Annotated in this window: 20 protein-coding genes and 2 tRNA genes; 9 read left to right on the top strand and 13 right to left on the bottom strand. The window is 62.8% G+C overall.

Going from position 1 to position 25,505, the window contains the following annotated elements:
* The first annotated feature begins 5 nt into the window (after positions 1–5).
* The 4 genes from NPS58_RS00245 to NPS58_RS00230 are packed head-to-tail and all read left to right on the top strand — an operon-like array spanning position 6 to position 3,291.
* The gene (locus NPS58_RS00245) at positions 6–839 is read left to right on the top strand and encodes an ABC transporter permease (RefSeq protein WP_274115329.1); all 834 of its coding nucleotides are present in this window, start codon (positions 6–8) and stop codon (positions 837–839) included.
* The gene (locus NPS58_RS00240; RefSeq protein ID WP_274112588.1) at positions 826–1,623 is read left to right on the top strand and encodes an ABC transporter permease; all 798 of its coding nucleotides are present in this window, start codon (positions 826–828) and stop codon (positions 1,621–1,623) included. Before NPS58_RS00245 ends, NPS58_RS00240 begins: the two co-directional genes overlap by 14 nt.
* On the top strand, positions 1,623–2,612 hold the full coding sequence (locus NPS58_RS00235; protein WP_274112586.1) for an ABC transporter ATP-binding protein: 990 nt from the start codon (positions 1,623–1,625) through the stop codon (positions 2,610–2,612). The genes NPS58_RS00240 and NPS58_RS00235 overlap by 1 nt, the downstream gene beginning before the upstream one ends.
* Positions 2,613–2,637: 25 nt before the next feature.
* Positions 2,638–3,291, top strand: coding sequence for an HAD family hydrolase (locus NPS58_RS00230; RefSeq protein ID WP_274112584.1), 654 nt, complete (start codon positions 2,638–2,640; stop codon positions 3,289–3,291).
* Between the two features lie 71 nt (positions 3,292–3,362).
* Here the strand turns inward: NPS58_RS00230 and NPS58_RS00225 are convergent, their stop codons facing one another.
* A complete protein-coding gene (locus NPS58_RS00225; protein WP_274112582.1) occupies positions 3,363–4,325 on the bottom strand; it encodes an NAD(P)H-quinone oxidoreductase in 963 nt (320 codons plus the stop codon).
* Between the two features lie 140 nt (positions 4,326–4,465).
* Here NPS58_RS00225 and NPS58_RS00220 point away from each other — a divergent pair, with 140 nt between their 5' ends.
* Together NPS58_RS00220 and NPS58_RS00215 are read left to right on the top strand one after the other, a co-directional pair.
* Positions 4,466–6,553 (top strand): carboxy terminal-processing peptidase, encoded by a 2,088-nt coding sequence (locus NPS58_RS00220; RefSeq protein WP_274112580.1) that lies wholly within the window; start codon positions 4,466–4,468, stop codon positions 6,551–6,553.
* A 123-nt stretch (positions 6,554–6,676) separates the two neighbouring features.
* Positions 6,677–8,449, top strand: a complete 1,773-nt coding sequence (locus NPS58_RS00215; protein WP_274112578.1) for a bifunctional diguanylate cyclase/phosphodiesterase — start codon at positions 6,677–6,679, stop codon at positions 8,447–8,449.
* Here the strand turns inward: NPS58_RS00215 and NPS58_RS00210 are convergent.
* From NPS58_RS00210 to NPS58_RS00165, 10 genes are all read right to left on the bottom strand, one after another.
* Positions 8,431–8,814 carry a hypothetical protein gene (locus NPS58_RS00210; RefSeq protein ID WP_274112576.1) on the bottom strand — a complete coding sequence of 128 codons (384 nt, stop codon included), beginning with the start codon at positions 8,812–8,814 and terminating at the stop codon, positions 8,431–8,433. The genes NPS58_RS00215 and NPS58_RS00210 overlap by 19 nt on opposite strands.
* Entirely contained in the window at positions 8,796–9,134 is a 339-nt protein-coding gene (locus NPS58_RS00205; protein ID WP_274112575.1) for a helix-turn-helix domain-containing protein, read from the bottom strand. Before NPS58_RS00205 ends, NPS58_RS00210 begins: the two co-directional genes overlap by 19 nt.
* A 99-nt stretch (positions 9,135–9,233) precedes the next feature.
* Entirely contained in the window at positions 9,234–9,674 is a 441-nt protein-coding gene (locus NPS58_RS00200) for a YkvA family protein (protein ID WP_274112573.1), read from the bottom strand.
* 282 nt (positions 9,675–9,956) lie between these two features.
* On the bottom strand, positions 9,957–10,679 hold the full coding sequence (locus NPS58_RS00195; RefSeq protein ID WP_274112571.1) for an FKBP-type peptidyl-prolyl cis-trans isomerase: 723 nt from the start codon (positions 10,677–10,679) through the stop codon (positions 9,957–9,959).
* A gap of 226 nt (positions 10,680–10,905) precedes the next feature.
* Positions 10,906–11,838: a pca operon transcription factor PcaQ gene (gene pcaQ / locus NPS58_RS00190; RefSeq protein WP_274112569.1), complete on the bottom strand. Its 933-nt coding sequence runs from the start codon at positions 11,836–11,838 to the stop codon at positions 10,906–10,908.
* An 84-nt stretch (positions 11,839–11,922) separates the two neighbouring features.
* Entirely contained in the window at positions 11,923–12,288 is a 366-nt protein-coding gene (nirD, locus tag NPS58_RS00185) for a nitrite reductase small subunit NirD (RefSeq protein WP_274112567.1), read from the bottom strand.
* Positions 12,288–14,846 carry a nitrite reductase large subunit NirB gene (gene nirB, locus NPS58_RS00180; protein WP_274112565.1) on the bottom strand — a complete coding sequence of 853 codons (2,559 nt, stop codon included), beginning with the start codon at positions 14,844–14,846 and terminating at the stop codon, positions 12,288–12,290. The genes nirD and nirB overlap by 1 nt, the downstream gene beginning before the upstream one ends.
* A 275-nt stretch (positions 14,847–15,121) precedes the next feature.
* On the bottom strand, positions 15,122–18,910 hold the full coding sequence (locus NPS58_RS00175) for a bifunctional nitrate reductase/sulfite reductase flavoprotein subunit alpha (RefSeq protein WP_274112563.1): 3,789 nt from the start codon (positions 18,908–18,910) through the stop codon (positions 15,122–15,124).
* 334 nt (positions 18,911–19,244) lie between these two features.
* Positions 19,245–19,321: transfer RNA gene (locus tag NPS58_RS00170), tRNA-Asp, on the bottom strand.
* A gap of 16 nt (positions 19,322–19,337) precedes the next feature.
* Positions 19,338–19,413, bottom strand: a tRNA-Val gene (locus NPS58_RS00165).
* Positions 19,414–19,572: 159 nt separating this feature from the next.
* Between NPS58_RS00165 and rdgC the strand changes: the two genes are divergently transcribed.
* Both rdgC and sugE read left to right on the top strand, forming a co-directional pair.
* The gene (gene rdgC / locus NPS58_RS00160) at positions 19,573–20,493 is read left to right on the top strand and encodes a recombination-associated protein RdgC (RefSeq protein ID WP_274112561.1); all 921 of its coding nucleotides are present in this window, start codon (positions 19,573–19,575) and stop codon (positions 20,491–20,493) included.
* A 113-nt stretch (positions 20,494–20,606) separates the two neighbouring features.
* Entirely contained in the window at positions 20,607–20,924 is a 318-nt protein-coding gene (gene sugE, locus NPS58_RS00155) for a quaternary ammonium compound efflux SMR transporter SugE (RefSeq protein WP_274112559.1), read from the top strand.
* 15 nt (positions 20,925–20,939) lie between these two features.
* Here the strand turns inward: sugE and NPS58_RS00150 are convergent, their stop codons facing one another.
* Positions 20,940–22,814 (bottom strand): MFS transporter, encoded by a 1,875-nt coding sequence (locus tag NPS58_RS00150; RefSeq protein WP_274112557.1) that lies wholly within the window; start codon positions 22,812–22,814, stop codon positions 20,940–20,942.
* Positions 22,815–22,893: 79 nt separating this feature from the next.
* A complete protein-coding gene (locus NPS58_RS00145) occupies positions 22,894–24,042 on the bottom strand; it encodes a TDT family transporter (RefSeq protein WP_274112555.1) in 1,149 nt (382 codons plus the stop codon).
* Between the two features lie 182 nt (positions 24,043–24,224).
* Between NPS58_RS00145 and NPS58_RS00140 the strand changes: the two genes are divergently transcribed.
* Entirely contained in the window at positions 24,225–25,436 is a 1,212-nt protein-coding gene (locus tag NPS58_RS00140; RefSeq protein WP_274112553.1) for an MFS transporter, read from the top strand.
* Positions 25,437–25,505 lie beyond the last annotated feature (69 nt).

Here is a 25,505-nt window from a genome sequence, read left to right as displayed (position 1 = left end):
ACTCGATCAAACGCACACGGTGGCTGGCGTCGCTGTTCTTGCTGCCATTTGCGCTGTTCTTCATCGTTTTCCAGATTGCCCCGCTGGCCTGGGTGGCGATTCACAGCCTGCAGGCCGAAAGCGGTTGGGGCCTGGAAAACTTCAGCAAGGTGTTCAGCTCCAGGTTCTATCGCCAGGCCATCCAGCACAGCCTTGAGATCAGTTTCTGGTCGAGCGTGTTCGGCATCCTGATCGCCATTCTCGGCAGCTATTCCCTGCGCAAGGTCGACTCACGCCTGCGCGACTTCGTCAACGCCTTCGCCAACATGACCAGCAACTTTGCCGGGGTTCCGCTGGCCTTCGCCTTCATCATCCTGCTCGGGTTCAACGGTGCGTTGACCTTGCTGCTGAAACAGGCCGGGATCATCGAAGACTTCAACCTCTATTCGAAAACCGGCCTGATCATTCTCTACACCTATTTCCAGATTCCCCTCGGGGTGCTGCTGCTCTACCCCGCCTTCGACGCCCTGCGCGAAGACTGGCGCGAGTCGGCCGAGCTGCTCGGCGCCAACGCCTGGCAATACTGGCGGCTTATCGGCCTGCCGGTGCTGGCCCCGGCCCTGCTGGGCACCTTCGTGATTCTTCTGGCCAATGCGCTGGGCGCCTACGCGACGGTCTATGCGCTGACCACAGGCAACTTCAACGTGCTGCCCATCCGTATTGCCGCGCTGGTGGCGGGGGACATCTCCCTTGACCCGAACCTGGCCAGCGCCCTGGCAATGATCCTGGTGGGGCTGATGACCCTGGTGACCGTCGTCCATCAATGGCTGTTGAAGAGGAGCTACCATGTCGCGCGCTGAAACGGGCACTGCCCGCCTCTACCACCGCCTGATGGTCTACCTGCTGTTCCTGATCCTGTTGTTGCCACTGGCCGGCACCCTGCTCTATTCCCTGGCCACCAGCTGGTCGGCGAGCCTGCTGCCCAGTGGCCTGACCTTCAAGTGGTACCTGGCGCTCTGGAGCGACCCTCGCTTTCTGGCGGCCTTCGGGCAGTCGCTGCTGGTGTGCGTCGGTGCGCTGTTGCTATCGGTGCTGCTGATCCTGCCGCTGTTGTTCGTGGTGCACTATCACTTCCCGCGGCTCGATGCGCTGATGAACATTCTCATCCTGCTGCCCTTCGCGGTACCGCCCGTGGTGTCGTCGGTAGGCCTGCTGCAACTGTATGGCTCAGGCCCGATGGCAATGGTCGGCACCCCGTGGATCCTGATCGGCTGCTACTTCACCGTGGCCCTGCCGTTCATGTACCGGGCCATTACCAACAACCTGCAGGCGATCAACCTGCGCGACCTCATGGACGCCGCCCAACTGCTGGGCGCCAGCACCTTCCAGGCCGCGTTCCTGGTCGTGCTGCCCAACCTGCGCAAGGGCCTGCTGGTGGCCTTGCTGTTGTCGTTCTCGTTCCTGTTCGGCGAATTCGTGTTCGCCAACCTGCTGGTGGGTACCCGCTACGAAACCCTGCAGGTTTACCTGAACAACATGCGCAATAGCAGTGGCCACTTCAACAGCGCCCTGGTGATTTCCTATTTCCTCTTTGTGCTGGTGCTGACCTGGGCAGCCAACCGCCTGAACAAGGACAAGTCCTGATGAGCTTTGTCAGCGTACAGAATCTGCAGAAAAGCTACGGCGCAAGCCCTGTGTTTACCGACATCAATTGCCAGATCGAGCGCGGTGAATTCGTCACCCTGCTGGGCCCCTCGGGCTGCGGCAAATCCACCTTGCTGCGCTGCATCGCCGGCTTGACGGCCGTGGACAGCGGCCAGATCCTCCTCGACGGTAACGATCTGGTACCCCTTAGCCCGCAAAAGCGCGGGATCGGCATGGTGTTCCAGAGCTACGCGCTATTCCCCAACATGACCGTGGAGCAGAACGTCGCCTTTGGCCTGCGCATGCAGAAGGTCAATGCCGACGACAGCCGCAGCCGGGTTCGCGAGGTATTGCAACTGGTCGAGCTGCAGGATTTTGCCAGCCGCTACCCGCACCAGCTGTCTGGCGGCCAGTGCCAGCGCGTGGCCCTGGCCCGCTCGCTGGTCACCCGCCCGCGCCTGCTGCTGCTCGACGAGCCGCTGTCGGCACTGGATGCCCGGATCCGCAAACACCTGCGCGAACAGATCCGCCAGATCCAGCGTGAACTGGGCCTGACCACTATCTTCGTCACCCACGACCAGGAAGAAGCGCTGACCATGTCCGACCGCATCTTCCTGATGAACCAGGGTCGCATCGTCCAGAGCGGCGATGCCGAAACCCTCTACACAGCCCCCGTGGATGTGTTCGCGGCAGGCTTCATCGGCAACTACAACCTGCTCGACGCCGACAGCGCCAGCCGCCTGCTGCAGCGCCCGGTCAGCAGCCGCCTGGCGATTCGCCCGGAAGCCATCGCCCTGAGCCTGACCGGAGAGCTGGAAGGCCTGGTGCGCAGCCACAGCCTGCTCGGCAATGTGATCCGCTACCGGATCGAAGCCCGCGGGGTAGAGTTGTTGGTCGATGTACTCAACCGCTCGTCTGCCGATCTGCACGCAGACGGCCAGCGGGTATCCTTGTCGATCGATCCCACCGCCCTCTGCGAAGTCGCCTGAGGGTTGCACAGGAGTTTTTCTGAACATGGCACTAGCGATTTTCGATCTGGACGAAACCCTGATCCACGGCGATTGCGCCTCCTTGTGGAGCGAACAGATGGCCCGCCTTGGATGGGTCGACGGTGAGTCCTTCCTGCGGCGCGACCGCGAACTGATGGATGCCTACGGCAAGGGACACCTGGCGATGGAAGACTACATGGCCTTCAGCCTGGAGCCGGTGGCCGGACGCACCCTGGAAGAAGTCGAGCACCTGGTGGAACCCTGGGTCGAGGACTTCATCGAGCCGATCATCTTCAGCGACGCCTGCCGGTGCATTGCCGAGCATCGCAAGAAAGGCGACCGAATCCTGGTGATCTCCGCCTCCGGCACCCACCTGGTGGGGCCGATCGCAGCGCGCCTGGGCATCGACGAATACCTGGGCATCAACCTGGAGGTCGACAATGGCGTGTATACCGGCAAGACCAGCGGCGTGCTGACCTACCGCGAAGGCAAGATCACCCGCCTGCTGGAGTGGCTGGACCAGGAAGAAGAAAACCTGGAAGGGGCGAGTTTCTACTCCGATTCACGCAACGACCTGCCCCTGCTGGTGAAGGTGGATCACCCGCATGTGGTCAATCCTGATCCGGTTTTGCGCGAACATGCCGAGAAGAACGGCTGGCCGATTCATGCTTGGACTTGAGGAAAACGCATCGCGGGGCAAGCCCGCTCCTACACAGCGGCAGGAGCGGGCTTGCCCCGCGAGTAGCCTGGCTACACCAGGCTTTCGTCGATCAGCAGTACCAGCTTGCCCGACACCTGGTTGCTCGCCAGTTCGGCAAACGCTGCCTCGGCATCCTTGACCGGATAGGCCTTGGCCAATTGCGGCTTGAGCCGGCCTTCGGTGAACAACGGCCACACCTGTTGCCCCAGATCGCTGAGCAAATCGGCCTTGAACTGATCGTCGCGGGTGCGCAGGGTCGAGCCCACCACCTGCACGCGCTTGACCAGCAATTGCGCCATGTCCAGCTCCGCCTTGCGCCCGCCCATCAAGCCAATGATCACCCAGCGCCCGTCACGGGCCAGCAGCTTGAGGTTGAGCTCGGCATAACTGGCACCGACCGGGTCGAGGATCACATCGAATGGGCCGAAGTCATTCAGGCTGTCGAGGTCGTCACCGCGCACCACCCCCGCGCTGGCACCGAGCGACTCGCAGTAGGCCAGACGTTCGGCCGAGCCGACACTCACCCAGCACGGATTGCCAAACGCCTTGCACAGCTGGATCGCCGCCGACCCCACGCCGCTGGCGCCGGCGTGCAACAGCACCTTTTCACCCGGCTTGAGCCCGGCCAGCTGGAACAGGTTGAGCCAGGCGGTGGCATACACTTCCGGGATCGCGGCGGCCTCTACCAGGCTCAGGCCCTCGGGTACCGGCAGCACGTGGCGCGCATCGACCACCACTTCCTCGGCCATGCCGCCACCGGCCAAAAGGGCACAGACGCGATCCCCCACCTGCCAGGACGACCCTGCGCCAACTTCGCTGATCACACCGGAGCATTCCAGGCCCAGGAACTCGCTGGCCCCCGGAGGCGGTGGATAGTGCCCGGCACGTTGCAGCAGGTCGGCGCGATTGAGGCCGGCTGCGGCCACGCGAATTCGTACTTGACCGATATCGCAGGCTGGACTTGTCGTCGCAACCCACTCCACATGTCCGTCAACGCCTTGCAATGCTTTCACAGTGCCTCCATAGTTGAGTCATGACTGAGCCCGGGAGCTGTAGCCCCGGGCTTTTTGCATTATGCGTCCGGTTTTCATGGAACCGGCGAATCCAAAGACGGCCTAATATGCGTGATCAATTGTCCCTACGTCGAATCAGCATGAAGCATTTTCTGCCAAGCACCACCCTCGCCCTGTTGATCGGTCTGGGCAGTCTGCCGTTGGCGGGCAGTGCATGGGCCAGCAACAGCTGGGACAAACTCCAGCCCGGGCGTGACGAAGTGGTCGCCAGCCTCAACGTGGTCGAGCTGCTCAAGCGCCACCACTACAGCAAGCCACCACTCAACGACGCGCGCTCGGTCATCATCTACGACAGCTACATCAAGCTGCTCGACCCGGCCCGCAGCTACTTCCTGGCCAGCGACATCGCCGAGTTCGACAAGTGGAAGACCCAGTTCGACGACTTCCTCAAGAGCGGCAACCTCGACCCCGGCTTCACCATCTACAAGCGTTACCTGGATCGGGTCAAATCGCGCCTGGACTTCGCCCTGGCCGAATTGAACAAAGGTGTCGAGAACTTCGACTTCAGCACCAAGGAAACCCTGCTGATCGACCGCAAGGACGCCCCGTGGCTGAAGAACCAGGCCGAACTCGACGACCTGTGGCGCAAACGCGTCAAGGACGAAGTGCTGCGCCTGAAGATCGCCGGCAAAGAGCCCAAGGCCATCCAGGAGTTGCTGACCAAGCGCTACAAGAACCAGCTCACCCGCCTGGACCAGACTCGCGCCGAAGACATCTTCCAGGCCTATATCAACACCTTCGCCCAGTCCTACGACCCGCACACCAACTACCTGTCGCCTGACAACGCGGAAAACTTCGATATCAACATGAGCCTGTCGCTCGAAGGTATCGGCGCCGTGCTGCAAAGCGACAACGACCTGGTCAAGATCGTGCGCCTGGTGCCGGCCGGCCCTGCCGCCAAGACCAAGCAAGTGGCCCCTGCCGACAAGATCATCGGCGTGGCCCAGGGCGACAAGGAAATGGTCGATGTCATCGGCTGGCGCCTGGATGAAGTGGTCAAGCTGATCCGCGGCCCGAAAGGCTCGGTGGTTCGCCTTGAAGTCATTCCGGCGAGCAACGCGCCGAACGACCAGACCAGCAAGATCGTACCGATCACCCGCGAGGCCGTTAAGCTCGAGGAGCAGGCCGCGAAGAAATCCGTGCTCAAGCTCAAGCAGGACGGGCGCGACTACAAGCTTGGCATCATCGAGATCCCAGCCTTCTACCTGGACTTCAAGGCCTTCCGTGCCGGCGATCCGGAGTACAAGAGCACCACCCGCGACGTGAAAAAACTGCTCACCGAGCTGCAGAAGGAAAAAGTCGACGGCGTGGTCATCGACCTGCGCAACAACGGCGGCGGTTCCCTGCAGGAAGCCACGGAGCTGACCAGCCTGTTCATCGACAAGGGCCCGACCGTACTGGTACGCAACAGCGACGGCCGCGTCGACGTGCTTGAAGACGAAAACAACGGCGCATTCTACAAAGGCCCGCTGGCGCTGGTGGTCAACCGCCTTTCGGCCTCGGCCTCGGAGATTTTCGCCGGTGCCATGCAGGACTACCACCGCGCATTGATTCTCGGCGGCCAGACCTTCGGCAAGGGCACCGTGCAGACTATCCAGCCACTCAACCATGGCGAGCTGAAGCTGACCCTGGCCAAGTTCTACCGGGTTTCCGGGCAGAGCACCCAGCACCAGGGCGTGTTGCCGGACATCGACTACCCGTCGATCATCGACACCAAGGAAATCGGTGAGAGCGCCCTGCCCGAAGCCATGCCATGGGACACCATCCGCCCGGCCATCAAGCCTGCGGTCGATCCGTTCAAACCGTTCCTGGCGCAGCTCAAGGCCCGTCACGACAGCCGTACGGCCAAGGATCCGGAGTTCGTCTACATCCGCGATCGCCTGGCGCTGACCCAGAAGCTGATGAACGAAAAAACCGTGAGCCTCAACGAAGCCGAGCGTCGCGCCCAGCATGCCGATATCGAAAGCAAGCAATTGGCCCTGGAGAACACCCGTCGCAAGGCCAAGGGCGAAGAGCCGCTCAAGGAACTGAAGAAGGAAGACGAAGACGCCCTGCCCGTCGAGCCGGACGATACCAAGCCCGAAGACGACGCCTACCTGACGGAGTCCGGGCGTATTCTGCTCGACTACCTGGGGTTGAACTCGGCGGTGGCCAAGAACAACCGCTGAAACGGTAGTGGCAAAATAATGTGATCGTGCCGCTATTGCGTCATTAAATAGTCACGAATCTGTCGTGAAATAAAGGGACTGAAGCCGTTGGCTCCAGTCCCTTTTTTTCAAGGTAGTGCTGCCATGACCGTGACCGAACAGCTCAGCGCGTTGAGCACCATTCTTGCTCAAAGCGGCTTGCACAGCCTGTTCCAGCCCATTGTCTGCCTGTCGCAGCGGCGTATCCTCGGCTACGAGGCCTTGAGCCGCGGTCCCTCCAACAGCCCCTTGCACTCGCCGATCAACCTGTTTGCCGTCGCCCGCCAGGCCGGCCGCCTGACCGAGCTGGAAGTGGCCTGTCGGGAAAGCGCCTGCCGACGCTTCAGCCAGCAGCAACTGGAAGGCAAGCTGTTTCTCAACGTCTCTCCCGAGTCGCTGCTGGAGCCTCAGTATCAGTCCGGGCGCACGCTGAAAATGCTCCACGACCTCGGGCTTTCGCCCAGCAGGGTGGTGATCGAGCTGACCGAACAGACCCCCACCGACGACTTCCAGCTGCTGTTCAATGCCCTGCACCACTATCGCGACATGGGATTCTCCATTGCCCTGGATGACCTGGGCGCAGGTTACTCTAGCCTGCGCCTCTGGTCGGAGCTGCGTCCGGACTACGTCAAGATCGACCGCCACTTCATCGACGGCATCCACCAGGATGCGGTCAAGCGCGAGTTTGTCGGCTCCATCCTGCAGATTGCCCGCGCCTCGCGGGCCCAGGTGATCGCCGAAGGCATCGAGCTTGCCGAGGAGCTGCAGGTACTGACCGACATGGGCGTCGACCTGGTCCAGGGCTACCTGCTCGGCCGCCCCCAGGAGCAGGCGTCACGGGACATCCAGCAGATGCTGGGCAGCTCGCGCCGTGACGTGCAGGTGCCGAACGACGACTGCGGTAACCTGGCCGCGCTGCTCAATGAGCAACCGGCGGTGGCGCAAGGTACGCCCACGGCGCAAGTGCTGGAGCTGTTCCGGCGCCAGGCCAATCTCAACTCGCTGGCAGTGCTCAACGAGCGTCGCCAGCCCTGCGGTATCGTCCATCGCCATTCGTTGTCCGATGCACTGCTCAAGCCGTTTGCCACCGACCTGTTCGCACGCAAGCCGATCAGTCGCTTGATGAGCGATGATTTCCTCGCCGTGGAGCTGGTCCAGTCGCTGCAGAAGGTCAGTCGCCTGCTGACCAGTCGCGCCCGCCAGCGGATCGAAGAAGATTTCATCATCACCCACAATGGCCGCTACCTGGGCCTGGGCCGGGTCATCGATGTACTCAAGTTGATCACCGAACAGAAGATCCAGCAGGCGCGCTATGCCAACCCCCTGACCCTGCTGCCCGGCAACGTGCCGATCCAGCAGTGCCTGACCCGCCTGTTGCAGCAGCAGCGCGAGGCGGCGATCTGCTATGTGGATATCGACAGTTTCAAGCCGTTCAACGACATCTACGGCTACGCCCGTGGCGATGAAGTGCTGCTGTGCCTGGCCCAATGCCTGAACGAGCGCGTCGACCCCAACCACGATTTCGTCGGCCACATTGGCGGCGATGATTTCATGCTGGTGCTGGGCTCCGCCGACTGGGAGCGCCGGCTGCAGTTGCTGCTGGAAGACTTTCAGAAACAGTGTCGGCGCTTCTACCGAGCCGAGCACTTGCAGGCGGGCTGCTTCATTGCCCCCAACCGCCAGGGCCAGCGTCAGGAGTTCGCGCTACTGTCGTTGTCGATTGGCGTGGTGCAACTGCACCCGCAAGCCTGCGCCGACCTGGATGCCGGGCAACTGGCCGAGCTGGCCTCGCAGGCCAAGCACCAGGCCAAGGACCTGTCCGGGCACAGTGTCTACCGGATCGATACCGCCCCTGGCGCTCAGGCTTCCTCGGGGTAGCTGTACTCGAACACCCGGACCACTTCGGAAGCGTGCCAGGACGCGGCAGCCATGCCGTCGGAAGGCCCCGAGAAGCGCCCCAGACGCTCTACGCACTCAAAGAAACCGGTGCGCGGCAAACGGCTCGCCCCCTGACTGATCACCAGCGAACTGCGCAAGGGTTGCTCGGCGCGGGCATCCAGCGCCGCCAGGTGCTCAAGGGCGGCGGTGAGTGTCTGCATCGCGGGGCTTGGTAGTTGCAGGCGTTCGAGCAAGGCGCGGTAGGTCAACAAGTGCCGTTGACGACGGGCCAGGTCCAGCTCGCCAAGCAGGCCATCCCAGTGTTGGCGACTGATACGTACGCTGCTCACGACGGCTCGCTCCATCCGGCCACCCCCAGCTCCCAGGCCAGGCTGCGGCGAATGGCGGCATCCGGCTGGCGTTCACCGCTCTCGATCAGGGCCAGATACACCGGGCTGATACCGACGCTGCGCGCCAATTGCTCCGGCGCCAGGCCCTTGCCTTCACGCAAACGCGCCAGCTCGCTGAAACTCGGCAAGCTGGCGCTGTGTGCAGGGGTGGAATCTGCGTGCTCGACGGCAACCTGCTCGGCCTGGCCGGCCGCCTTGAGCAGTGCCTGGTATTGCTCCCAGGGTACAACCGCGTACTCGGGTTGACCGTCTCGGCTGATGACCTGAATACTCATTACAACCCCCTTGTAGGACTACGACATGTAATCCGTAGGCATAACCCTTATGCCAATTATATTACCAGCCACAAGGGTGTGCAGGGGAGCGCGTCGTGATCAGTGCTTTTCCTGTTCAAGACGCAGGGATTCGGCCGTATCTGGCAGGCGTTCGACCACCCGCAGCTTTTCCGGCGACTGCCGCGTGCGCCAGGCGTTGAAGGCGGCCAGTTCATCGGAGACGGCCTTCATCACCCAGGCCAGTACAGCGATGTCATCGAGAAAGCCCACGCCCAGCAGCCAGTCGGGAATCGCGTCCAGGGGGCTGACGAAATACAACAGCCCGGCCACTACGGTAATCAGGGCCTTGGGGCTGATCGCGCGGTACTCGCCACGCCACCAGGCCAGGCACAGGGCCTGCATCAGGCGCACGTCCTCGCGCAGTTTGCCAAGCCGCGGACCTTTGCGCGCCACGGCAAAAATCAGTGCCGGCAGACGGCCACGGCTGAGCAGGCGCTCGGCCAGGGGCAGAAAGCGGGCGAAATTCCACGGTGCTTTCATACGGCCTCCAGGGACCAGCCAGGGAAAGGTTATCCACAATTATTGTGGATAACCTTGTGAACAGAGCGAGATTTGCACCTCGAGGCGCCCGCCAGGCAAGGGCCGGGCTCAAATCGGGCGTTTTTTACACACCTGTTTCAATGGCGCAAACGTTTTGCCCATCGTGCGCCTTTTCTCCATTCGTTGCAGCATTTCAGACCCTGGTGTACTGCCAGGGTTCGATGCAATCACCACAAACGACAACGCCCCGTCGAGACGGGGCGTTGTCGGTACCGCGGCAGCTTACTCGGCTGCGGCGTCGGCTTCAGGCTTGGCCTGATCCTTGATGCCCAGCAGTTCCAGTTCGAAAACCAGGACCGAGTTGGCCGGGATCATCGGGCTTGGGCTCTGGGCGCCGTAAGCGAGGTCAGCCGGGATGAACAGCTTGTACTTCTCGCCAACGTGCATCAGTTGCAGGCCTTCGACCCAACCCGGGATCACGCCGCTGACCGGCAGGTCGATCGGGCTGCCACGCTCGACGGAGCTGTCGAACACCTTGCCATCGATCAGCTTGCCTTCGTAGTGGACGGTAACCACGTCAGTCGGCTTCGGCTGGGCGCCGTCGGCCTTCTTGATCACTTCGTACTGCAGGCCGGAAGCGGTGGTGACGACACCAGTCTTCTTGCCGTTTTCTTCAAGGAATTTCTTGCCAGCGGCCGCCGACTCTTCGCTCATCTTGACCAGACGCTCTTCAGCGCGCTTTTGCAAGGCAGCAAAGGCTTCGACCAGCTCCTCATCCTTGATCTTCTGTTCCTTGTTGCCCACAGCATCTTCGATGCCTTGAGCTACTGCTTTCGAATCAAGGTCGTCCATGCCTTCCTGAGCCAGGCTCTTGCCCATGTTCAGGCCAATACCGTAGGAGGCTTTCTGTGCCGGAGTCTTGAGCTCGACGCTGGTCTGCGAATCGCAACCCGCCAGGACCAGACCAACCAGGGCAACCGCAGCCGCCAACCGATGCTGTTTCATGCTATTTCCTTGTTCATGCGCCAATAGGGCAATCGAGTAAAGCCGCGAGCTTATCAGGCGGCCACGACCAATGGCTACCGGCATGAGAGCAACAAAAGCCGGATAAGTTCAGCCAGTTAAATCCTTCTTCATGTAAAGCTGCAGCCAGTGGCCAGTATTGACGGGACATGACGCTTGAGCAAATTTGCGCGCAGTTTTTGTAGCAGTTTGTAATAAGGACAACATTTCAGGGGTAGCTGCCATCGCGGTATTGCGCGGCCACTTCCCGCAGCACTTCGCACAACCAGCGGGCCGGCAGACTCAGCGGCAAGGCGGCGTTGCTGCAGATACCCACCGAGCCCCCGGGTTCCTTCACTCCCAGGTCCAGCTCGCACAACTCGCCCCGCCCCAGGTCGACCCGTACCGCATCGCGCGGCGCTACCCACACGGCATCGCTGCCTTGCACATAACGCCGGCTCAGGGCCGGGGAAAGGGTTTCCAGACGCTGCAGCGGCTGCTCGATGGCGCACTGCACAAACAGGCTGTCGGCGTGCTTGCGGATGGTGGTACCGGCCAGGGGCAGCACCAAAGGATAACGGCCCACCTGGTTGCGTTCGATCGGCTGGCGGGCCAGCAGCGGATGACCCGGACGCACCACCAGCGACATCGACTCGCTGTACAGGTGCTCGAACAGCAGGCCCTGGATCTGTGGACTGTCGGTCATGCGCCCGATCACCAGGTCGAGTTCACCCACATGCAGTTGCCCCAGCAAGTGCGCGCTGGGGCCGGTGGCCACGCTGACCACCAGTGCGTCATGGCGCTGGTGCAGGCGACAGAGCACCTCGGGCATCAGCAGGCTTTCTACCGTCGACAGCACACCGACTCGCACCTGCGGCGGGGAATGTTCCTCACCGCGCAAGGTACTCACGCCCTCACGCAGGGCCTGCACGCTGGGCCCGGCATAGCGCATGAAACGCACCCCGGCCGGGGTCAGTTCGACACCTTGCTTGCCGCGCTCGAACAGGCGTGTCTGCAACAGGTCTTCAAGCTCCTTGAGGGTCTTGGAGATGGCCGGCTGACTGATCGCCATGGCATCGGCGGCCTTGGCGAAACTGCCCTGGCGGGCGATTTCCAGAAAGCACAGGAGGTGGCGGAATTTGATGCGGGTGTCGAGGTTCATCCGCGGAGTGTATCGGGCCGTTCTTTCGCGGGGCAAGCCCGCTCCTACGGGTGCCGCAGGAGCGGGCTTGCCCCGCGAAAAGCGTCAACCCAGACCAATCTCGACCTGCTCACCGCGCAACCGCACCGGCCACACCTGCAACGCCTGTTGCGCATCCTCCAGGCAGCGGCCATCGCTCAGGCAGAAGTGCTGCTTGTACAACGGCGCCGCCACCACCAGTTCGCCCTTGAGGTGCCCTACCAGTCCGCGACCGATCACATTGGCACCCGACTTGGGGTCGACGTTATCAACGGCATACACCGGCGTGCTCTGCTCCGGCAGGTAGAACAACGCCACCTGCCGCCCCTCGAACCACACCACCACGCCCGATTGCGCCACCAGGTCATCACGGCTACAGACCGCATGCCAGTGTCGGGTTTGCAGGTTTACAGCCGCATTGGACAGGCTCATCACAACACCTCTTCAGTGGTCGGGATCAAATGAAGTTCAGCGGCGCCGATGGGACGGCGCTGGCCACGCTCGCGAACAAAATGCACACCGGGGTCCGGGCGCTGGTCGTTGACGAAGGTCCGGAAGCGCTTGAGCTTTTCAGGGTCCTTCAGGGCATTGGCCCATTCGCACTCGTAACGGTCGACCACCAGCTGCATCTGCGCTTCCAGCTCGGCGCCAAGGCCCAGGCTGTCGTCGAGGATGACCTGCTTGAGGTAGTCCAGCCCGCCTTCAAGGCTCTCGCGCCACACCGAGGTGCGCTGCAGTTTGTCGGCGGTGCGGATGTAGAACATCAGAACCCGGTCGATGGTCCGGATCAGCGCCGCATCGTCGAGGTCGGTAGCGAACAATTCGGCATGCCGCGGGCGCATGCCGCCGTTGCCGCACACATACAGGTTCCAACCCTTCTCGGTGGCGATCACACCGATGTCCTTGCTCTGCGCCTCGGCACATTCACGGGTACAGCCCGACACCGCGAATTTGAGCTTGTGTGGCGAGCGCAGGCCCTTGTAGCGGTCTTCCAGGGTCAGGGCCATCTGCACACTGTCCTGCACCCCATAGCGGCACCAGGTACTGCCGACGCAGGATTTGACCGTGCGCGTGGACTTTCCATAGGCATGGCCGGTCTCGAAGCCGGCTTCGATCAGCTCGCCCCAGATGGCCGGCAACTCGTGGAGCTGGGCGCCGAACAGGTCGATGCGCTGGCCGCCGGTGATCTTGGTGTAGAGGTCGTACTTCTTGGCCACCTGGCCGATGACGATGAGCTTGTCGGGGGTGATTTCGCCACCCGGGATACGTGGTACCACCGAATAGGTGCCGTTCTTCTGCATGTTGGCCATGAAGGTGTCGTTGGTGTCCTGCAGGGGCACCAGCGACGGGTCCATGATCGGCTGGTTCCAGCAGGAGGCCAGGATCGAGCCGACCGTGGGCTTGCAGATGTCGCAGCCGACGTGACCGCGACCATGTTTGGCGAGCATTTCATCGAAGCTCAGGATGCCTTCGACACGCACCAGGGCGTAGAGCTCCTGGCGCGTGTAGGCAAAATGCTCGCACAGGCTCTTGTCGACGCTGACACCGCGGGCGATCAACTCATGCTCGAACACCTGCTTGAGCAGCGCCGCGCAACCGCCACAACCGGTGCAGGCCTTGGTCTGTTGCTTGAGCGCGCCCAGCTCGCCGCAGCCGTTGTCGATGGCGCTGCAGATCGCCCCCTTGCTGACGTTGTGGCAAGAACAGATAGTTGCGCTGTCGGGCAAGGCATCGGCGCCCAGGGTTGGCGCACCGCTCGATTGCGGCAGAATCAGGGCAGACGGATCGGCAGGCAATGCAATGGCGTTTTGTGCGTACTGCAGCAGCGTGTCGTAGTAGCTGTTGTCGCCAACCAGCACCGCGCCCAGCACCCGCTTGCCGCTGGCATCGACCACCAGGCGACGGTAGGCCGAGTTGGCTTCGTCGATAAAGCGATAGCTGCGCGACCCGGGTGTCGCGCCATGGGCGTCACCGATGGAGCCGACATCGACGCCCAGCAACTTGAGCTTGGTCGACATGTCGGCACCGGTGAAGCTGGCGGCCTCGTCACCGGCCAGTGCCGCCGCCACGTTGCGCGCCATGGTGTAGCCAGGCGCGACCAGGCCGAACACGCTGCCATTCCACGAGGCGCATTCACCAATGGCGAAGATCTGCGCGTCGCTGGTGCGACAGCCGCTGTCGATGACCACGCCTCCCCGGGCGGCGATCTGTAGGCCACTGCTGCGGCCTAGGGCGTCCTGGGGGCGAATACCGGCGGAAAACACGATCAGGTCGGTCTCGAGGTAATCACCACCATCGAAGTTCATCCGATAGCGGTAGTCTGCGCCGGCAACCACCGACTGGGTCGCCCGCGACAGGTGCACGCCCACACCCAGCGCCTCAATCTGCGCTCGCAGGGCCGCGCCGCCTTCGGCGTCGAGCTGTACCGGCATCAGGCGCGGGGCAAACTCCACCACATGGGCTTCCAGCCCCAGGGACTTGAGGGCGTTGGCCGCCTCCAGGCCCAGCAGCCCGCCACCGACCACCACACCGCGCCGGGCATCGGTGGCCGCCGCGCGAATGGCATCGAGATCGTCCAGGGTGCGGTACACCAGGCGCGAAGCACCGTCGCATCCGTCAATGGGCGGCACGAAGGGATAGGAACCGGTGGCCAGGATCAACTGGTCATAGGCATAGCGGCCAAGCGGGGTAAGCACTTCACGGCGCTCGCGATCAATCGCTACCACGGCCTCGTCCAGGTGCAGGCGAATGCCGTTTTTGGCGTACACGTCCGCTGCGCCCAGGGCCAGGGTCTCGGCATCGCTGCCGCTGAAATACTCCGACAGGTGTACCCGGTCGTACGCCCGCTGGCGTTCCTCACCGAACACCCGCACCTCGAAGCGGCCCAAGGCCCCTCGCTCGATCAGTTGCTCGACGCAGTGGTGCCCCACCATGCCGTTGCCGACGATGATCAGTTGCTCCCGCACGGCGATGGTCGTTGCTGCATTCATACCCGATCCTCACTCAAGGCCATTCACGGTGGCTGTGCTGCCGGGGCGAGCCCCGAAAAACAAAAAAAAGGCGCCTGGAGCCGAAGCTCCAGGCGCCTTTGCCTGGTCGTTTTTTGTAGTTCCGGTGCAGATCGCCATTGACCCGCAGAACGTTGTATTTCGATAAAAGCAGGGAGCGTGCCAACAGTCGCAAGCCCCGAAACCCCGGGCTTTGGCCGCTCAACCGGGCGCCGTTGGCGAACCAGGCTGGTGCAGCGCTCCCCCTAATGGGGCACTCAATACACGTCGCGCAGGTAGCGCTTGTTGCGGCTCAGTTCGCTGACGTAGGCATCGGCTTGATCCGCACTCAGCGCACCGTGTTCGCGGACCACCTGCTTGAGCGCCGCGTCGACATCCTTGGCCATGCGCTCGGCATCGCCACACACATAGAAGTGGCCGCCCTCCTCCAGCCAGCGCCACAGTTCGGCGCCTTGCTCGATCATGCGTTGCTGTACATAGATCTTCGCCGCCTGATCCCGGGAGAAAGCGGTATCCAGGCGCGTGAGATGGCCGTCGCGTTGCCAGGCCAACAGTTCGTCGCGGTAGTAGAAGTCGGTGGCCGCCTTCTGCTCGCCAAAGAACAACCAGTTGCGCCCCGTGGCGCCCTGGACCTGGCGCTCCTGAAGGAAGGCGCGAAACGGCGCGACACCCGTGCCGGGCCCTACCATGATCACCGGAGCGTGGTGGTCGGCAGGCAGAAGAAAGTGTTGCGTCGGCTGGGTAAAGATCCGGGCATTGCCTTGCCCGACACGGTCGGCCAGGTAGGTCGAACACACGCCTTTGCGCTGGCCGTAGCGGACCGTGGACATCGTCAAGTGAACCTGCCCGGGATGAAACCCTGGGCTCGAACTGATCGAGTAGAGCCGCGGTTGCAACGGCTTGAGCAGGCCGAGCCAGGTGTCGAGGTCAAGGCGCACGGGGTACGCCTGAAGCAGATCGACCAGTTGCCTGCCCCACAGCCAGTTCTTGAGCGCTGCCTTGTTCTGCACCGCCAGCAACGACTGCACCTGTGCGTTGTCACCGTGATGAGCAACGGCCTCCAGTATCGCTGGCGTGATACGAGTGATTTCCAGGTGGTCGCTCAATGCTTCGAACAACGGCATTTCGCGGTGCCCCTTGAGGCTGACACTGCGATTGCCGTCCAGGCCGCTGGCTGCCAGCAGCTCCTCTACCAGCTCCGGGCAGTTGCGCGGCCACACCCCCAAGGCATCGCCGGCCTGGTAGCTGAAACCGCTGTCCGCCAGATCGAACACCACTTGCCGGGTTTCTTTGTTGGCACCCGGGCTGTTGAGCAACTGATTGCCCAGCAACCGGGCCGGCAAGGGTCGCTGCTTGCTGAAACCCGATGTTTCGGCCGACGCCAGGCTGGCAACGGACGCCGAGCCCTGGTGACCGAACTTGACGAGCAACGCCTGCAACCATTGCCCGGCAGGCTCCAGCGGATCGCCTTCGCAATCCACCCGCTCCAGCAGACGCTGGCCACCCAGGTCCTGCAAGCGCTGGTCGAGCTTGCGACCGAAGCCGCAGAACTGCTCGTAGCTGGAATCTCCCAGGGCCAGCACGGCATAGGGCAGGCCTGCACAACGCCGGGAATGCTCGCCATGCAGGCCTTGCCAGAACGCCGTGCCACTGTCCGGAGCATCGCCATCGCCAAAGGTGCTGGCGATCAGCAGCAGGCTGGCGGGGCTGTCCAGTTGCTCCAGTTGCACATCTTCCATGCAGCTGAGCTGCACCGGCAGCCCGACCTGGCGCAAATGCTCGGCGCAGCGCTCGGCAAGCGCCTGGCCATTGCCAGTCTGCGATGCCCAGAGCAACAGGTGCTGGTCGCGGACCGAGGTCACCGGCGCAACCTGCACAGCCTCGATGCGCTCGCCCGCAACCCGGCTCAAGGTTACCGCGCAATACTTGTAGGCCGGTTGCAGCGACAGCGGGTCGACGGCATCGCTGGTCACCGCGTTGACCGCCAGGTGGTCGCCGAAGGCATCGTTCCAATGAAACGGCGCAAAGCAGTTGCCGGGCAGTACACGGGTGGTGATTCGCGCAGGCAGCACCGCCTGCCCGCGTCGGGAACGCACCTGCACCTGGTCTTTTTCGCTGATGCCCAATTGCGCGGCATCTTCGGGGTGAATCTCCACGAAGGGCCCGGGATCGAGTTTGTTCAGGGCCGCGACCTTGCCGGTCTTGGTCAGGGTGTGCCACTGGTGCTGGACCCGTCCGGTATTGAGCACCAGCGGAAACGTCTCACTGGGCAACTCGGCGGGCGGCAAATACGGCCGGGCGAAAAACCGTGCCCTGCCGCTGGCCGTGGCGAAGGCAATGGCGGGCACCTGGCCCTGCTCGTCGCGCAACAGCAGCTGGCTCACGCCGTCGTTGCGGTAGCGCAGCGGGCTGCGCGAGCTCTCGCGCTGCGGTTCGCACGGCCACTGCTGCGGTGCTACGCGCAAGCTGGGGTAGCTGGCACCGCGCAGGTCATAGCCGGTAGCCGGGTTCCAGGCCTGGCGGATTTCGTCGAACACCGCTTCCGCACTGGCGTAGCTGAAGGCGTCGGCATAGCCCATCGCACAGGCGATGCGGGCGATCAGTTGCCAGTCGGGCAGGCTCTGGCCCGGGGGCTCGACAGCCTTGCTCATCAAGGTCAGATTGCGTTCGGAATTGACCATTACCCCTTCGCCCTCGGCCCAGAGGGCGGCGGGCAGAAGAATATCTGCATAGCGGTTGGTTTCGGTGTCGATGAAGGCATCCTGGGTGATCACCAGCTCTGCCGCCTGCAAGCCGTCGATCACCTGCTGGCGATTGGCGACGCTGGCCACCGGGTTGCTGCAGATGATCCAGCAGGCCTTGATCGACCCCGTCGCCATGCTCTCGAACAGCGCCACCGTACCGTCACCGGCTTCAACCCGCAGACTGCCTGGCGGGATGTTCCACAGCTGCTCGACAAAGGCGCGGTCAGCATCAACCAGGGCTGAGCGCTGCCCGGGCAGGCCCGGGCCCATGTAGCCCATCTCGCGTCCACCCATGGCGTTGGGCTGGCCGGTCAGCGAAAAGGGGCCGCTGCCCGGCCGACAGATGGCCCCGGTGGCCAGGTGCAGGTTGCACAACGCATTGGTTTGCCAGGTGCCGTGGATGCTCTGGTTCAGGCCCATGGTCCAGCAGCTCATCCACTCAGGGGCCTGGCCGATCCACTGGGCGGCCTTGCGGATGTCGTCCTCGGCAAGGCCGGTGATGGCGGCGACCCGCTCGGGGGTGTAATCGTCGAGAAAGGCCGGCATCGCTTCCCAGCCTTCGGTGTAGCGGGCAATGAACTCGGCGTCGGTTTGGCCATTGTTATGCAGCAAATACAGCAGGCCATTGAGCAAGGCCAGGTCGGTACCGGGCTTGATCTGCAGGAACAGGTCGGCCTTGTCGGCGGTGGCGCTGCGCCGTGGGTCGACGACGATCAGTCGAGCTGCGGCCTTGAGCCGGTCAAGCAGGCGCAGGAACAGGATCGGGTGACAATCGGCCATGTTCGCGCCGATCACCAGGAACACCTCGGCGCGGTCGAAATCCTGGTAGCTGCCCGGCGGGCCATCGGCGCCCAGCGACAACTTGTAGCCGCTGCTGGCGCTGGCCATGCACAGGCGCGAGTTCGACTCGATGTGCCGGCTGCGCACAAACCCCTTGGCCAGTTTGTTGACCAGGTATTGGGCCTCCAGCGACATCTGCCCGGAGACATAGAACGCCAGTGCGTCGGGCCCGTGCGTGTCGATGATCGCGCGCAGCCGCCGGGCGGCCTGCTCGACGGCGGCATCGACGTCCGTCTGCACCGGATCACGCTCGCGCAGTTCCCGCACATAGGCATGCTCCATGCGCCCCGAGTCGCGCAGCGGCTGGTGCGACGTCAGGCCCTTGGTGCATAGCCGGCCAAAATTGCTCGGGTGCTGCTTGTCTCCACTGACTTTGGTCACCTGGTTGCCTTCAACCGTCATGACGATGCCACACCCCACCCCACAATACGGGCAAACGCTGCGCACGCTGGTGCTGCTCATCTGCCTACCTCCTGCTTGCGCAAACAAAAAGGCGCCCTGCTGTCCCGGCTTGTGGAAACAAGCCAGGGCAACACGGCGCCTTTGTCGTGAACGGGGCAATCTGCGTTGATTGCCGGATAGCCAGGCAGTAGCAAAGGTCGCGCCAGCTCGCGCAGCCCTTCAATGGCGGGGTTTTGAACGTATTTGAATGCGCAAGGCGCACCGCCTTGGGGAGGCGCGCACCATGCAGAGGCACGGACAGGGTGGCGATTGGAATCGCAGAAACAAAAAAAGCGACCCTAAGGTCGCTTTCTTTGTGGCTTCCGGGTGTTCAGTGGGCCCTGGAAGCTAAATATGGCGCAGCGGACGGGACTCGAACCCGCGACCCCCGGCGTGACAGGCCGGTATTCTAACCGACTGAACTACCGCTGCGCGATACACTGAGAAGTGGTGGGTGATGACGGGATCGAACCGCCGACCCTCTGCTTGTAAGGCAGATGCTCTCCCGGCTGAGCTAATCACCCTTCGTCTCGGTGTGGCGCGCATTCTACGGAGCACCGAACACTCTGGCAAGCACTTTTTTAAAAAAATTTTTCAGGCGTTCCAAAGACTTAGCGGACTTGGCCTGAAGCGCCTGCTCGGAGAATAATGCCCTCCTTATGTGTTGAGGAGAGATTCACCCCATGTGGTTCAAAAACCTGCTGACCTATCGCCTGACCCAGGATGTCCCGTTCGATCCCGAAGCACTGGAAACCGCTCTGGCCAGCAAGCCGGCGCGCCCTTGCGCCAGCCAGGAGTTGACCACTTACGGTTTCGTCGCGCCATTCGGCAAAGGCGAGGATGCTCCATTGGTACATGTCAGCGGTGACTTCCTGCTGATCGCTGCACGTAAAGAAGAACGCATCCTGCCGGGCAGTGTGGTGCGCGATGCCGTCAAGGAGAAGATCGACGAGATCGAAGCCGAGCAGATGCGCAAGGTCTATAAGAAGGAGCGCGACCAGATCAAGGACGAGATCATCCAGGCCTTCCTGCCGCGTGCCTTTATTCGTCGCTCGATGATCTTCGCTGCCATCGCCCCCAAGCAAGGCCTGATCCTGGTCAACTCGGCCAGCGCCAAGCGCGCCGAAGACCTGCTCTCGACCCTGCGTGAAGTCATGGGCTCGCTGCCGGTACGCCCGGTCACCGTGAAGATCGCCCCAAGCGCCACCATGACCGACTGGGTGAAGACCCAGCAAGCCGCCCCGGACTTCTATGTACTGGACGAGTGCGAGCTGCGCGACACTCACGAAGATGGCGGTATCGTCCGCTGCAAGCGCCAGGACCTGACCAGCGACGAGATCCAGCTGCACCTGGGGACCGGCAAAGTGGTGACCCAGCTGTCCCTGGCCTGGCAAGACAAACTGTCGTTCGTGCTCGACAACAAGATGGTCATCAAGCGCCTGCGCTTTGAAGAGCTGTTGCAGGATCAGGCCGAAGAAGACGGTGGCGACGAGGCACTGGGACAACTGGATGCCAGCTTCACCCTGATGATGCTGACCTTCGGCGAATTCCTCCCGGCGCTGTTCGAAGCACTGGGCGGTGAAGAGATCCCACAAGGGGTCTGAGGAACAGGTAGGAGCGGGCTTGCCCCGCGATTTCGAGCTGGTTGTCAGGTCGCTATCGCGGGGCAAGCCTGCTCCTGCAGGGACGGCCCCCATCCACTGATGAAGATTACCCCATGTCCTGGATCATTCTGTTTTTCGCCGGTCTGTTCGAAGTCGGCTGGGCCGTCGGCCTAAAATACACCGACGGTTTCACTCGCCCCCTGCCTACGGTCCTGACTATCGCCGCCATGGCCATCAGCCTCGGCCTGCTGGGCCTGGCCATGAAGGAGCTGCCCCTGGGCACCGCGTACGCCATCTGGACCGGTGTGGGCGCCGTCGGCACCGTGATCGCCGGCATCATCCTGTTCGGTGAGTCCATGGCGCTGGTGCGCCTGCTCAGTGTTGCCCTGATCGTCGCCGGCCTGGTCGGCCTCAAGGTCAGCGCCAGCTGACCTTGACCTGGGTCGTCAGCGCAGTTCGCCTCGCAACTGGCTGACGCGCTCTCGCAGCAGTGCCGGCTGCGCTACCTCCACCGGGACTGCTGCACCGGCCACCAGGGTCACCCTCGACCACAGGCGCCGAAAGAAGCCCTTTGCCGGATCGCGGCTGAAGAAGCTACCCCACAAGCCTTGCAAGGCCAGCGGAATCACCGGCACGGGCGTCTGCTCGATGATCCGGCTCACACCGCCCTTGAACTCGTCGATCTCGCCATCGGACGTCAACTTGCCTTCCGGGAAGATACACACCAGTTCGCCATCGGCCAGGCAAGCGGCAATGCGCTTGAACGCCCGTTCGTAGGTCTCGAGGTCTTCATGGCGCCCGGCTATGGGAATTGCACCAGCAGTACGGAAGACAAAGTTGAGCACCGGTAGCTGGTAGATCTTGTAGTACATGACAAATCGGATGGGCCGGCGCACCGCCCCGCCGATCAGCAAGGCATCGACAAACGACACGTGGTTGCACACCAGCAGCGCTGCGCCCTCCTCTGGAATCTGCTGCAGGTCGCGATGCTCGACCCGGTACATCAAATGGCTGAGCAGCCAGATCATGAAGCGCATGGTGAACTCGGGGACGATCCTGAAGATGTAGGCATTGACGCCGATGTTAAGCAACGACACCACCAGGAACAGCTGGGGAATGGTCAACTCGGCCAGGCTCAACAACACGATGGTGACAATGGCCGACACCACCATGAACAGCGCATTGAGAATGTTGTTGGCCGCGATCACCCGCGAACGCTCGTTGACCGCGGTGCGCGACTGGATCAACGCATACAGCGGCACGATATAGAAGCCGCCGAAAATCCCCAGGCCAACAATCGCCAGCAGGATCCACCAGGCCTCGCTCATGCCCAGCAGGGCCAGCCAGTCATGGGGCGTTGCCGCCGCCTGCACATCGCCCGAATGCCACCACCACAGCAAACCGAACAGGGTCAGGCCAAAGGAGCCGAACGGCACCAGGCCGATCTCCACCTTGTGCCCACTCAAGCGCTCGCACAACAGCGAACCCAGGGCGATCCCCACCGAAAACAGGGTCAGCACCAGGGTGACCACGGTCTCGTCGCCGTGCAGCCAGTCCTTGGCATAGGCCGGGATCTGCGTCAGGTAGATCGCACCTACGAACCAGAACCACGAGTTGCCGACAATCGAGCGCGACACCGCCGGGGTCTGGCCCAGCCCCAGGCGCAGGGTGGCCCATGACTGGGTGAAGATGTTCCAGTCCAGCTTCATGTCCGGGGAGGCGGCACTTGCCCGGGGAATCCACCGGCTCGACAGGTAGCCCAGGGTGGCCACCAGCACCACGGCGCACGCCACCACGGGCGCATAGTGCGTGCTGGACATCATGATCCCGGCACCAATGGTACCGGCCAGGATGGCCAGGAACGTGCCCATCTCCACCAGGCCGTTACCACCGACCAGCTCCTGCTCGTGCAAGGCCTGGGGCAGGATCGAGTACTTCACCGGCCCGAACAGCGCCGAATGCGTCCCCATGGCGAACAGCGCCAGCAGCATCAAGCTCAGGTGGTTGGTCAGAAAGCCGATGGCGCCGATGGCCATGATGCCGATTTCCGCCAGTTTGATCAGGCGGATCAGCGCATCCTTGGCGTACTTTTCGCCGAACTGCCCGGCCAGGGCAGAAAACAGGAAGAACGGCAGGATAAACAGCAAGGCGCAGAGGTTGATCCAGATCGAGCGGTCACCGTCGATCGCCAGCTTGTAGAGAATGGCGAGGATCAACGACTGCTTGAACAGGTTGTCGTTGAAGGCACCCAGCGACTGGGTAATAAAGAAGGGCAAAAATCGCCGCTTGCCAAGTAGGCTGAATTGCGAGGTTTGACTCATCGTCCGTGTACCTGAGTGGGGCTTTGTCATTGGAGGCGCGCAGGCCGAACAAAGCCACAATCACCCAGGTAAATGCAATCTACTTGTTCAGCCCGGCGATACAGGGCGACACGAACAGCTCACCCCGCCAGGCACCGCGCAGGGTCAGGCTGCCGACCAGCAGCCACAGGCCGGCCAGGGCCACTACCAGCACCAGGCCCATGTTCTGGAAGAACGCCAGCCCCAGCCAGGCACCCAGCTTGAGCGTCGCCAGGGTGTAGACCCCAAGCGGGAAGGTAAAGCCCCACCAGCCCAGGTTGAACGGCATGCCGTGGCGGATGTAGCGCAGGGTGATCAGCACGGCGGTGAGCAACCACCACAGTCCGGCGCCCCACAACACGATACCGGCGACCAGCCCCAGGCCACGGGCGATCTCGCCCAGGCTACCCAGGCCGTTGGCAGCGAACACCGCCGGCGCATCGGCGCCCAGCACCAGCATGCCCAACGCCCCGGTTCCGATCGGGCCCAATGCCAGCCAGCTCGAGGCGGCCATGTTGGCGTGGGGCAACTTGTGCAGGGCCATGCGCAGCATGAGGATGGTCAGGATGCTGAAGGCCACCGGCAGCGACACCGCCCACATGACATAGCTGGTGATCACCACCAGGAACTGGCTGTGCGCATCGGCCAGGTGCGGTGCCAACAGGCCACCGCTGGCAGCCGCCACCTCCGCGGCGACCACAGGCAGCAGCCAGACGGCGGTCATCTGGTCAATGCTGTGCTCCTGGCGGGTGAACATCAGGTAGGGAATGGCCACGCCACACAACAGCGCCAGGCCTACGTCGAACCACCACAACGCCTCGACCCACGGCACGATACCCTCGCCCCAGCGGTTGATACCGAACAGCAAGGCGCCGTTGAGAATGGTGGCCAGGCCCATGGGGATGGTGCCGAAGAACATCGACACGGTGGAGTGGGCGAAAATCCGCCGCGCTTCGTCGAAAAACAGCACCCAACGCGCGGTGTACAGCACGCTGAACAGCACGAACAGGGCAATGGTCAGCCACCACAGCGCCTCGGCCAGGCCGTACAGACGTTCCACCCCTGCCTGCATCAGCGCCAGCGCGAGCACCCCGGTGCCCATGGTGGCGGCGAACCAGTTGGGGGTGAATTGGCGGATCACTTCACGCGGATGAGCCAGATGGCTCAACGGGCGCAAGGGCGAAGTCGCGTGTTGTTGCAGGCAAGTCATGGTCGGTTCTCCTGTCCCCTGATGAGGTAGGACCCATGTTATGCCTCAAAAGAATATCCATATAACGGGTATTTTCTCTATCTGTTATCTATTTCATAGATATAGATCGCTCTGTTACACCTATCTGCGTCGAGGTATCCTGCGCCCTGACGGCTCCACGCAATACCAACAAGGACGTGATAATGCTCGACGCCATCAGACGCTATACACCCCAGGTTCGCCTGTTGCTGGCGACCACCTTCACCCTCACCCTGGCGCGGGCGATCACCCTGCCCTACCTGGTGGTATACCTCTCGGAAAATTTTGCCCTGGATGTCAGCGGCATCGGCCTGATGATCGGTGGTGCGCTGATTGTCGCGTCACTGCTGAGCCTGTACGGCGGCTACCTGATCGACACCCTGCGCAGCTACACGGTGATCATCGCCTCGACCCTGACCTTTACCCTGGCGTTCATCAGTGCAGTGCTCAGCCGTGAGTTGAGTCTGTTTTTCATCAGCCTGGTGCTGATCAACCTGGCCCTTGCGGTGGTCACCATTGCCGCCAAGGCCGGGTTCTGCGCACTGCTGCCCCTGGAGCAACGCGGCGAAGTGTTCGCGATCAAGTACACCCTGAACAACGTGGCCTATGCGGTGGGGCCGTTCATCGGGGTGGCGCTGGTGATGTTCGACTACCACTGGCCCTTTTTGCTCTCGGCCCTGCTGGGCCTGGCGATGTGCCTGATGTACCGACGCTGGGGCGAACGCTCGGCGCGCGCGCAGCTCGAGGGCAGCCCGCAGGCCGGTTTTCTCAGCGTGGGCGGGCAGTTGCTCAAGGATCGACGGCTGATCTGCTTCACCCTGGGCGGTGCGCTGAGCGCGGTGGTGTTCGGCCAGTTCACCGCCTATCTGTCGCAGTACCTGGTGGTGACCAGCAACGCAAGCGAAGCGGCGCGCTACATCAGTTACCTGGTGGCCACCAACGCGCTGACGGTGATTGCCCTGCAGTACGTCATCGGCCGGCGCATCAATGCCCGTCGGCTGATCCCCTGGCTGATGGCCGGCATGGCGCTGTTCGTGGTCGGGCTGCTGGGGTTTTCCCTGGCCCAGTCACTGCTGGTCTGGTGCCTGGCGATGCTGGTCTTCACGCTAGGCGAGATCATCGTGATCCCGGCCGAGTACATGTTCATCGACAGCATTGCCCCGGAACACCTGCGCGGGGTGTATTACGGCGCGCAAAACCTGTCCAACCTCGGCGCGGCCCTGGGCCCGGTGATCTGCGGGTTCGCCCTGGCCCACCTGGTGCCGGTGGCCACCTTCTACCTGTTGATCGGCGCGGTGCTGCTGGCGGCGTTGTTCTATTACCTGGGCGCGCGCAGCAGCCCCTGCCAGGTAGAACAGGTCGCCAGCGAAGGCTGACCAAAGGGCCAGCCCCTGCGACGCTCTGCCACTGCGACCATCGTCGGCGCTGACGAAGCGCCAGCGGCG

It is taken from the genome of Pseudomonas putida, assembly GCF_028682455.1.
GTDB lineage: Bacteria > Pseudomonadota > Gammaproteobacteria > Pseudomonadales > Pseudomonadaceae > Aquipseudomonas > Aquipseudomonas putida_AA.
The sequence above is the reverse complement of the archived record's forward strand: the minus strand, read 5'-3'. Positions and strand labels throughout refer to the sequence as shown.

Bases quoted from the DNA above. Each gene is read 5' to 3' on its own strand.
- NPS58_RS00240 (WP_274112588.1), top strand. From the start codon at position 826: ATGTCGCGCGCTGAAACGGGCACTGCCCGCCTCTACCACCGCCTGATG.
- NPS58_RS00235 (WP_274112586.1), top strand. From the start codon at position 1,623: ATGAGCTTTGTCAGCGTACAGAATCTGCAGAAAAGCTACGGCGCAAGC.
- NPS58_RS00230 (WP_274112584.1), top strand. From the start codon at position 2,638: ATGGCACTAGCGATTTTCGATCTGGACGAAACCCTGATCCACGGCGAT.
- NPS58_RS00220 (WP_274112580.1), top strand. From the start codon at position 4,466: ATGAAGCATTTTCTGCCAAGCACCACCCTCGCCCTGTTGATCGGTCTG.
- NPS58_RS00215 (WP_274112578.1), top strand. From the start codon at position 6,677: ATGACCGTGACCGAACAGCTCAGCGCGTTGAGCACCATTCTTGCTCAA.
- NPS58_RS00210 (WP_274112576.1), bottom strand. From the start codon at position 8,814: ATGGAGCGAGCCGTCGTGAGCAGCGTACGTATCAGTCGCCAACACTGG.
- NPS58_RS00205 (WP_274112575.1), bottom strand. From the start codon at position 9,134: ATGAGTATTCAGGTCATCAGCCGAGACGGTCAACCCGAGTACGCGGTT.
- NPS58_RS00200 (WP_274112573.1), bottom strand. From the start codon at position 9,674: ATGAAAGCACCGTGGAATTTCGCCCGCTTTCTGCCCCTGGCCGAGCGC.
- NPS58_RS00195 (WP_274112571.1), bottom strand. From the start codon at position 10,679: ATGAAACAGCATCGGTTGGCGGCTGCGGTTGCCCTGGTTGGTCTGGTC.
- pcaQ (WP_274112569.1), bottom strand. From the start codon at position 11,838: ATGAACCTCGACACCCGCATCAAATTCCGCCACCTCCTGTGCTTTCTG.
- nirD (WP_274112567.1), bottom strand. From the start codon at position 12,288: ATGAGCCTGTCCAATGCGGCTGTAAACCTGCAAACCCGACACTGGCAT.
- nirB (WP_274112565.1), bottom strand. From the start codon at position 14,846: ATGAATGCAGCAACGACCATCGCCGTGCGGGAGCAACTGATCATCGTC.
- NPS58_RS00175 (WP_274112563.1), bottom strand. From the start codon at position 18,910: ATGAGCAGCACCAGCGTGCGCAGCGTTTGCCCGTATTGTGGGGTGGGG.
- rdgC (WP_274112561.1), top strand. From the start codon at position 19,573: ATGTGGTTCAAAAACCTGCTGACCTATCGCCTGACCCAGGATGTCCCG.
- sugE (WP_274112559.1), top strand. From the start codon at position 20,607: ATGTCCTGGATCATTCTGTTTTTCGCCGGTCTGTTCGAAGTCGGCTGG.
- NPS58_RS00150 (WP_274112557.1), bottom strand. From the start codon at position 22,814: ATGAGTCAAACCTCGCAATTCAGCCTACTTGGCAAGCGGCGATTTTTG.
- NPS58_RS00145 (WP_274112555.1), bottom strand. From the start codon at position 24,042: ATGACTTGCCTGCAACAACACGCGACTTCGCCCTTGCGCCCGTTGAGC.
- NPS58_RS00140 (WP_274112553.1), top strand. From the start codon at position 24,225: ATGCTCGACGCCATCAGACGCTATACACCCCAGGTTCGCCTGTTGCTG.